This is a genomic window from Pseudomonadota bacterium, from assembly GCA_030859565.1.
GTDB lineage: Bacteria > Pseudomonadota > Gammaproteobacteria > JACCXJ01 > JACCXJ01 > USCg-Taylor.
Genome location: JALZJW010000193.1, coordinates 1 through 5071 on the forward strand (window position 1 = coordinate 1; position 5071 = coordinate 5071).

A 5071-nucleotide genomic window follows, 5' to 3' on the forward strand; every position below is an offset into this window, starting at 1 on the left:
ATACTGGTCCAGGCAGGAGAAGCGCTTGACCTTGTGTTGGCCACCATAGCGATCCACGCAGCGCCTGAACGTACTGAGCGGCATATGCTCCATGATCTGAGCAAAAACGTATTTGCCTTGGTTCATCGGCTCCCCCCATGATGGAAAACATCGCAGGTTCGCAGATGTAACCACTCAACTTCAAATCGAGACCAGCCAAAAACATGAATTATCCATCGTCCATCAGGTCGTTACCGCGCCTTTGGCGCTCAACGTTGGGACAGCAGTGAGTTATACTATAATTTATGAAAACGGCAATTTCGATCTCAGATGTGCAGTTTGAGGCTGCCGAGAAATTAGCGAATCGATTGGGCGTATCGCGTAGCGAGCTATACCAAAAAGCCTTAGCCGAATTTATCACCAAATATTCAGACGAAGCACTAACCGAAAAGCTTAATGAAATTTATCGTGGTGACGAAAGCGTGGACGGAATAGACGCGGAGCTAGTGGATCTCCAGGCGCAGTCCATACCAAAAGAAAAGTGGTGGTAAAGAGGGGTGAGATCTGGTGGGCGTCGCTGCAAAAGCCGATGGGTTCTGAGCCAGGCTATCGCCGTCCGGTGTTGATCATCCAAGCGGATGCTTTCAACCGCAGCCGGATCAACACCGTAATTGCGGCGGTTATTAGTTCTAATCTCAAGCTATCGCAAGCTCCGGGGAACGTGCGCCTGGCGCAGGGGGTTAGTGGTTTGAAGAAAGAATCCGTGGTCAACGTGTCGCAGCTGATCACCCTGGATAAGTCTTTTTTGTCAGAGCACGTCGGCCGCATTAGCCCGTCCAAACAAAGAGAAATCGACGAAGGTCTGAGGTTGGTGCTGGCGCTCTAGTCTCCAACCCCTACGCCTATAAGGCCAGCCACTGAGGTCACCAGCACGACCGCGGTCTATCGGGATGAGCTCTCGGCTACCAACGAGTCGGACAAGCCGGATTGCGCGTGAAACGAAATTCTCAACCGTCTTTGAACACTCCTTAACCAGGGCTTTCGCTTGCCTTACTACCATCTTGCTATTTCTGCTCCTTGTCCTTTCGGCCGCGGGCTCTTTACATACTTTTATACCGGCGATTTCACTACATATTCACGCCACCGCAGGGACAGGGACGTGAACGGGACACCTTCCATGGCCCTGGATTCCGTACAATCCAGGTACAGAATGACGCGACAAGGATACGTTAATCCTGCAAGTCCTTAATGGGACATCACACTGCGTTGTACGGGATTTTACGTAGTGTCAATAGCGTCCAATCGGCGTCCTCGCAGCGGGACTCCCTGGGTAGGATGGTCTGGAATTAAACGTGATCGGAGCTTCGGGCTTGCTGGGGCGTTGGCTATTCTGATACTCCAATCTGCGACGATGGATCGCCAAGCGCTCTTGCAGACCTTGGTCCTCGCGAACGAATTCAAAGAGGGCGATGTGGACTTGAGGAATTAGGGGACGCCCATTAGCCGGCCGTCGTCAAGGGCGGATTTGCCGCGCCTCGGGGGTGGCGATAATCAATCGCTAGGCGGATAATAACAACCTAAAGGTTGTATAATGAATAGCAAGCAGGTTATCAAGGCACTTAAGACGGCGGGCTGGATTATCGACCGGACGACGAAGCATTGCATTCTCAAGCGGGACGGTAAGACGGTGCCCGTTCCCGTGCATGGAGCAAAGGATCTGCCTATCGGCACACTAAAAAGCATTGAACGAATTACGGGCGTAAAATTGACATGAACGCAGCACTCTATCCAGCACGAATTTGGAGAGAGGACAGGGTCTATTACGTCCAATTCCTGGACCTAGAGAATGGCTTCACCTTCGGCAATACACTGCTGGAAGCTCAGGATATGGCAGCGGACGTATTAAGCGCACTCTTAGCCTCCTGCATTGAACACGGCGCGCCGATCCCCGAACCTTCCAGCCGAAAGGGAAAGGACATTTACTTGATAGCGCCCGATGCCAAGGTTCAGGCCGCGCTATTGTTACGGACGGCGCGCGCTTCACGTTCACAAGGCGAGGTTGCCGAAGCGATGGGGACCACCTGGCAAGCCTACCAGAAGATAGAGCAACCGGACGCCAACACCACCCTTTCGAAGTTGCAGAAGGCGGCGAAAGTGTTGGGCAAGCGGTTGGTGATCGAGTTGCGCTAGGCGTTAGGTAGCCCCGCGACAGAATGCGCTGAGGTACGCACGTTCTCGCACAACGCAAAATGCCCTACGAGGCCGCTCACGCGGAGCATCCGCGCCGCTGGTCGGGACCGACGCGAAACTGGCAACGGATGCAAATCGTTCATCTGAATCCAGAGCATCACCTCGGTAACATACCGATCCAAAAGAAGGTCAACACAGAAGCAGAGATCGCCGCTTAGGTGTTAATAACCGAAGCGACAACTACATTGACAATTTCCGTATCGAGCCTTGGGTCCGTGGCGGAGTAGCCGAGAGTCTGCGAACAAGACGGGCTAAGCGTAGGCAGAGTATCCTGTTAGAAAAAAACTGGTATATCGGGAGTCATATGAGCACTATCAATCTCTCTGAAGTCCTAAAACTTCCCGTTCAGGAACGCATTCGCATCGTCGAAGCCATTTGGGACAGCGTTGCGGAGCACCCCGAGCAAGTCGTGGCAGGCTGAAGAGCTTGATCGGCGGATCGCCGCATATCAGGCCAATCCTTCTGAAGGCATTCCCTGGGAGGAGGTCAAGCGCCGTATCCTCGGTGGCGCGTGAGCCTGCCAATCATTTTCCGACCTGAAGCGCTGGATGATCTCGCTGAAGCGTTTCAGTGGCACGAGAAACAGTATTCTGGCTTGGGTGCGGAGTTCATGGAGGCGGTCGATGCCAAGTTGGAACAAGTCCAAGCTGGCCCAAACCAGTTTCCTTGCGCGCGTGGTCTCATCCGTCGGGCTATCGTCCATCGTTTTCCATACGGCATCTTTTTCTTTGCGCATTCTGAGTTCATTAAACGTCATTGCAGTCATGCACCATGCGCGGGATCCGAAGCATTGGCGTAGACGTGCGCAGGGTAACCGCTAACATCAGTATCGAACCCTTAACCATTTCCGACACGAATTGTGCCGGCGCGTGATCGGCCCTTGCAGCAGCGGGGACCTTGGTCGCCGTCTGCCGGAACACCGCCGGGAATGAGGGGTCTTATCTTGTAAACCAGGCCGCTCCGCAACTAGGGCGTGTCCCCAGAGGTAGGTGCGATGGCAAGCGTTACTCAACCCTCGTCCCCGAGGCTCGTGGCCCAAGCGCCGCTGCGCTTCGTCACCGCGACTTCCATTTTCGATGGCCATGACGCCGCCATCAACATCATCCGGCGTTTGTTGCAAGCCCAAGGGGCGGAAGTGGTGCATCTGGGCCACAACCGGGGCGTCGAGGACATTGTGCGCGCGGCGCTGCAAGAGGATGCCGACGGGATCGCGGTCAGTTCCTATCAGGGCGGACATCTGGAGTTTTTCCGCTATTTAATGGATTCCCTGAAAGCCGCAGGCGCCGGTGAGATCCGGGTTTTTGCCGGGGGCGGGGGAACCATCACGGACGAGGAGGCGAAGACCCTCGAGGCCTATGGGGTGGAGAAGATCTATCTGCCCGAGGACGGCCAGCGGCTTGGTCTCGAAGGCATGGCCAAGGACATCATCGCCCGTGCGCGCGCACTGAAATCCGCTTATGCCGCGCCGCGCCGCTTTGGCCGGGAAGACATCCGCGCGGTCGGCCGCACGCTGTCGCTCATCGAGACCGCCGGCGCGGGGCAAGGAGGCACCGAGATCGTGGGGCTCGCCGACGTCTCGCTCTACGTCATGACCGCTGATTACGGCGGGTCCACGCAGCTCGAGCGACCCGATGAAGCCATCGACTACGCCCCGGCCCGAACCCGGGAGACAGCCCGCGCCGGCCTTCTTCCCAGCCTCTCGGCCGCCGGTTGCTTGTTTCAGGTCGACCGTGAGACTATGTTTGAGTTGTCATGAGCACCCTTCCCAAGCCTCATCGTTGGACGCGCGAGCAATATGAGCGTGTAGTGCGGCTAGGAGGCTTCGAGCCCGACCAACGCCTGGAGTTGATCGACGGGGAGATCGTGGATATGGCGCCTCAGAACGAACCGCACGCGGTGGCCCTCTGCCTCCTGCACGACGCCTTGCGCCGTGCGTACGGAGACGGCTATGTAGTCCGCATCCAGTCTCCCGTAGCCCTGGACGCCGGCTCGGCACCGGAGCCCGATCTCGCGATCGTCCCGGGCAGGCCGCGGGACTTCCTCACGAGCCACCCGAGCAACGCCGTGCTCCTCGTGGAGATCGCCGACACCACGCTCGCCTACGACCGTTCCACAAAGCGGGAGCTGTATGCCCGGAATGGGGTCCCGGAATACTGGCTGGTCAACCTCAACCAGGGCGTGCTCGAGGTCTACCGGAGCCCGCAAGGCTCAGATTATCTTGAGCACCGTATTGTAAAAAAAGGTGAAACGCTCGTGCCGAGCGGGGCGAGCCGGGCGGTCGCGGTAGCCGATCTCCTGCCTTGAGCGGGCGCCCGAGCGGCGCTCGCTCAACCCCGCCTCCGGGATCCGGCGGGGTCTCGTTCTTCGACCCAGCCTTGCTTGGGCCCGAAATCGGCCTCCCAGGCGCGGCCGTCGGTGGGCTGAGCGGCTCCGAATCGCGTAAGCAAGGGGGTTAGCGCTGATGCCTCATCGAAAAAGTCCACAACTGATCTTGCCATGATGTCATCTCCTTTTAGACGCCCAACGGCCAAGCTGACCGGGCGCCGACGTGGGAGGCGCTCTGGTGCAGCGCCTGGTTGGGCCTGCTACCCTTTTCCTCATCAATTAGGAAACCTTCTCCGTCACCCTTTATTCCCTTCGCGTCGATTTCCCATTCCGCTCCTGAATCACCTGGAACGATTTGTTTGCCCTCAACTCCCCCCTTTCTCTGAAGCCCAACGCCTGCCGGGTATAGAGTCTTCCGCCGTGACTTCTTTGCATTTGACAAAGTACATCATGCGGGGATTTTTGAATAGGCCTTCAAAAAGGCATGGTCGCGGAGATAGAGCGAAGTGCCCATGAC

At 57.1% G+C, this 5071-nt stretch carries 8 protein-coding genes and 2 pseudogenes; 7 read left to right on the forward strand and 3 right to left on the reverse strand.

Annotated features, from left to right (window positions below):
* On the reverse strand, positions 1-84 hold an 84-nt coding region (locus M3436_18905; protein ID MDQ3566067.1), incomplete at its 3' end, for a DUF4372 domain-containing protein.
* A 200-nt stretch (positions 85-284) separates the two neighbouring features.
* On the opposite strand from M3436_18905, the gene M3436_18910 reads away from it, so the two are divergent.
* From M3436_18910 to M3436_18930, 5 genes and pseudogenes are all read left to right on the forward strand, one after another.
* Complete coding sequence (locus M3436_18910) at positions 285-530, forward strand: hypothetical protein (GenBank protein MDQ3566068.1); 246 nt, start codon at positions 285-287, stop codon at positions 528-530.
* Entirely contained in the window at positions 521-865 is a 345-nt protein-coding gene (locus M3436_18915) for a type II toxin-antitoxin system PemK/MazF family toxin (protein ID MDQ3566069.1), read from the forward strand. The genes M3436_18910 and M3436_18915 overlap by 10 nt, the downstream gene beginning before the upstream one ends.
* Before the next feature lie 705 nt (positions 866-1570).
* Positions 1571-1753, forward strand: coding sequence for a type II toxin-antitoxin system HicA family toxin (locus M3436_18920; protein ID MDQ3566070.1), 183 nt, complete (start codon positions 1571-1573; stop codon positions 1751-1753).
* The gene (locus M3436_18925) at positions 1750-2169 is read left to right on the forward strand and encodes a helix-turn-helix domain-containing protein (GenBank protein ID MDQ3566071.1); all 420 of its coding nucleotides are present in this window, start codon (positions 1750-1752) and stop codon (positions 2167-2169) included. Before M3436_18920 ends, M3436_18925 begins: the two co-directional genes overlap by 4 nt.
* 364 nt (positions 2170-2533) lie before the next feature.
* A pseudogene (locus M3436_18930) lies at positions 2534-2744 on the forward strand (addiction module protein).
* On the opposite strand, the gene M3436_18935 reads toward M3436_18930, so the two are convergent.
* Entirely contained in the window at positions 2678-2965 is a 288-nt protein-coding gene (locus M3436_18935) for a hypothetical protein (protein ID MDQ3566072.1), read from the reverse strand. The pseudogene M3436_18930 and the gene M3436_18935 overlap by 67 nt on opposite strands.
* A gap of 258 nt (positions 2966-3223) precedes the next feature.
* Between M3436_18935 and M3436_18940 the strand changes: the two are divergent.
* A pseudogene (locus M3436_18940) lies at positions 3224-3670 on the forward strand (cobalamin-dependent protein).
* Between the two features lie 311 nt (positions 3671-3981).
* Entirely contained in the window at positions 3982-4533 is a 552-nt protein-coding gene (locus M3436_18945; GenBank protein ID MDQ3566073.1) for a Uma2 family endonuclease, read from the forward strand.
* Positions 4534-4556: 23 nt separating this feature from the next.
* On the opposite strand, the gene M3436_18950 is transcribed toward M3436_18945, so the two are convergent.
* Positions 4557-4727: a hypothetical protein gene (locus M3436_18950; protein MDQ3566074.1), complete on the reverse strand. Its 171-nt coding sequence runs from the start codon at positions 4725-4727 to the stop codon at positions 4557-4559.
* Positions 4728-5071 lie beyond the last annotated feature (344 nt).